Genomic DNA, 1,432 nt, shown 5'->3' on the forward strand with positions numbered 1-1,432 from the left:
TGGACTGCCCCCAAGAAGTTGGACACCAATCCGACCTAATGGGGGTGTTCAAATGGCCAAGTATTCAGAGCAATTCAAACTCACCGTCGTCAAAGCGTACCTTGAAGGCAACATCGGCTTTCGTAAGGTGGCCAGTCAGTTCTCGATCGATTTCAGCCTGCTTCGACGCTGGGTCGCCAATTACAAGAGCCATGGGCACACAGGCCATCGCAAGCCTGGTCTTCGGTACAGTAAAGCCTTCAAACGCTCAGTGCTTGAGCACAAGCGCGAGCACGGGCTGTCGCTTCGCCAGACCGCAGCGCATTTTGGTATTGGTGATCCTGGCCAAATAGTCATTTGGGAACAGCAGCATTACAGTGACGGTCTAGCCCCGCGTGTTCCCACAAGAAGAAAGCCTGCTGCCATGCCCAAGAAGCCTTATCCCACCGAACCCGTAACCGCTGACGATACGCACAAGACACGCGACCAGTTAATGGCCGAGCTTGAATACCTGCGCATGGAGAACGCTTACCTAAAAAAGTTGGAAGAGTTGAAGGAGCAGCAACGACGGCAAAAGAAAAAGCCCTGATCGTCAAACAACTGAGGAACCGGTTTCCGATGTGCGCCCTTCTGACGCTGGCGGGCCTGGCGCGCAGCACGTTTTACTATCAGGCTCAGGTGCAATCCAGACCCGATCCAGATGCAGCTCTGAAGCAGGAGATAGAGCGTGTTTATCACGAGGAGAGAGGTCTTTATGGGGCTCGACGTATCACGGCGGTCATTCGCAACTCAGGCACGTTGGTCAACAAGAAGGTTGTGGAGCGATTGATGGCTGAACTGGGCCTGAGATCAGTTGTGCGACCCAAGAAGTACCGCTCCTATAAGGGCACCGTCGGGAAAATTGCGCCGAATTTGCTGGAGCGCAAGTTCACGGCGCAACGCCCGAACCAGAAATGGGTGACCGATGTGACCGAGTTTAAAGTGGCCAATCGAAAGCTGTATCTCTCGCCCGTGATGGACCTGTACAACGGTGAGATCGTGGCGTACGAAGTGTCTACCAGGCCGTGCTTCGAGCTGGTCACCAATATGCTGGACAAGGCTCTCCAGCAGTTGCAGGACGAGCCGAAGCTTGTGATGCACTCGGATCAGGGCTGGCAGTATCAACACGCGCAGTACCGTCAAAAGCTGGCGGTAAAGGGCGTGAAGCAAAGCATGTCGCGTAAGGGAAATTGCCTGGACAATGCCGCAATGGAAAGCTTCTTTGGTACGCTGAAGTCCGAGTTTTTCTATTTGAAACGATTTGAAAGCATAGAAGAGCTGAAGGCAGGTCTGGATGAGTACATCCGCTACTACAACAATGACCGCATCAAGCTGAAGCTAAACGGCTTGAGCCCCGTAAAATACAGGGCTCAGGCGGCGCGCTAAAACTGTCCAACTTTCGGGGGGCAGTCCA

Annotated in this window: 1 protein-coding gene; it reads left to right on the forward strand. The window is 53.7% G+C overall.

The features are described 5' to 3' along the window. The first annotated feature begins 52 nt into the window (after positions 1-52). A protein-coding gene (locus RGM3321_RS00255; protein WP_244391044.1) for an IS3 family transposase occupies positions 53-1,404 on the forward strand; the annotation gives its coding sequence in 2 pieces (ribosomal slippage) (positions 53-512 and positions 512-1,404; 1,353 coding nt in all). Positions 1,405-1,432: the final 28 nt, after the last annotated feature.

The organism is Pseudomonas sp. RGM 3321 (assembly GCF_022836805.1).
GTDB lineage: Bacteria > Pseudomonadota > Gammaproteobacteria > Pseudomonadales > Pseudomonadaceae > Aquipseudomonas.